This window comes from Bacillus cereus group sp. BfR-BA-01523 (genome assembly GCF_022662615.1).
Taxonomy (GTDB): domain Bacteria; phylum Bacillota; class Bacilli; order Bacillales; family Bacillaceae_G; genus Bacillus_A; species Bacillus_A mycoides.
Genome location: NZ_JAKUDX010000040.1, coordinates 1 through 334, shown reverse-complemented (window position 1 = coordinate 334; position 334 = coordinate 1). Strand labels below are relative to the sequence as shown.

The following is a 334-nucleotide window of genomic DNA, read 5'->3' as shown; positions in this document are numbered from 1 at the left end:
GAGCTAATCCTCCGAATTGCCTGGCAACGTCCTACTCTCACAGGGACAAGGTCCCAACTACCATCGGCGCTAGAGAGCTTAACTTCCGTGTTCGGTATGGGAACGGGTGTGGCCTCTCTGCCATCATTACCAGACTGTATTCATTTAAGACAAGAATTATTATAACTTATTTACTTTTGAAAGTCAATAAGTTTTTTATATTCTTTCAAAACTAGATAACAGCGCTTCATATTATATGGTTAAGTCCTCGATCTATTAGTATTCGTCAGCTCCACATGTCACCATGCTTCCACCTCGAACCTATCAACCTGATCATCTTTCAGGGATCTTACTA

At 41.3% G+C, this 334-nt stretch carries 2 rRNA genes; both read right to left on the bottom strand.

Annotated elements, in window-relative coordinates:
- Positions 1–18: 18 nt before the first annotated feature.
- Positions 19–134 (bottom strand): 5S ribosomal RNA (rrf, locus tag MR066_RS27070).
- Positions 135–235: 101 nt separating this feature from the next.
- Positions 236–334 (bottom strand): 23S ribosomal RNA (locus MR066_RS27065); the annotation flags it as partial.